We start from the raw sequence: 1,066 nt of genomic DNA, 5'->3' as shown, positions 1-1,066 counted from the left end.
TTCTCATAGCGGGCGACTTAAGTCGCCCGCTATGAGAAACATGAGTCATCCCGAATTTTTCGTGAAGACTTTTAAAAACGAAACCTCCTTGTTTACTTTGTGAATTACGACAAACACAAACAAACAGGAGGTTTCTATGCATAAAGCATTTCTACAAAATAATGACATAAAATCGAGTAAGTCAAGACTCTCTCATTTACTTCTTCATAAACTTGACCTTTATCTTGCTGACGTCCAGTTATCGTTAGATTCTGTTCTGGATAAGCGTTTAGTTCGTACTTTTTACGATTTAATAGTTGCCATTTTATTGCATCGACACAACTCTATGGGCTTATTGCTTAGTGAGTTAGGTGGCTATATTTGCGGTTTTTCACATGCTCCCGCTGGGACAAAGCGCATCAGTAATCTGTTACGTTCCAAAAAATGGACATCTACTATCATTGATAATTTTCTCTTTAGTCAAACTCGAAAAAGGCTTGAATCGTTAGTAAAACAGGGAAAACGTCCGCTAATGCTTTGGGATGATAGTCGGCTAGAAAAGGCTGAATCTTGGTTTTTGGAAGGGCTTTGTAGTGTAGAAAGCTCAAAAGCAAAACGACTAACACGGATAAAAAAAGGATACTATTCTCCTCCTAATAAACGTATTTGTGTTCCTGGTTATCATTGGACAAGTACGTTGCTCTCAGCTTTGGGTGAGTCTGTAAGTGTATGTCAGATGAGTTGGTGGACTACCAGAGGTAAATACAAGGAATATGGTCGAAACATTATGTTTCGGATGCTAGAAAAACTACAAGCACAAGTAGGAAAAGGCAATCCTACATGTGCTTGACCGTGGTTACGCTAATGAGTGGACCATCGAGTGGTTCTTTGAAAAGCATGAACGGAGTACCTGTCTCAGTTTGTGCTTCCAAAATTTCGAACCATAAATCTTGTGCTTTTACCACACGACGAGCCTTACCTGCTTTTCGTAGCTAGTGTAAAGTTCTTCAAATTTTTCACCGTAAGATTCATCCATGCCTGGCATTCGTGAGGGCAGAACAACGACCAAACGTCATTGTCTTTCACA

Annotated in this window: 1 protein-coding gene and 1 pseudogene; one reads left to right on the top strand and one right to left on the bottom strand. The window is 39.7% G+C overall.

Annotation, left to right across the window (positions count from 1 at the left end; translation table 11 throughout):
* Positions 1–136: 136 nt before the first annotated feature.
* Positions 137–829, top strand: a complete 693-nt coding sequence (locus BWI92_RS26675) for a hypothetical protein (protein WP_176464575.1) — start codon at positions 137–139, stop codon at positions 827–829.
* A 34-nt stretch (positions 830–863) separates the two neighbouring features.
* On the opposite strand, the pseudogene BWI92_RS26670 reads toward BWI92_RS26675, so the two are convergent.
* Positions 864–1,066 (bottom strand): annotated as a pseudogene (locus BWI92_RS26670) (hypothetical protein); the annotation flags it as partial.

It is taken from the genome of Flectobacillus sp. BAB-3569 (genome assembly GCF_002270355.1).
GTDB classification, from domain to species: Bacteria; Bacteroidota; Bacteroidia; order Cytophagales; family Spirosomataceae; genus Flectobacillus; species Flectobacillus roseus.
The sequence above is the reverse complement of the archived record's forward strand: the minus strand, read 5'-3'. Positions and strand labels throughout refer to the sequence as shown.

Coding starts and splice junctions, on each gene's coding strand:
- BWI92_RS26675 (WP_176464575.1), top strand. CDS start 137: ATGCATAAAGCATTTCTACAAAATAATGACATAAAATCGAGTAAGTCA.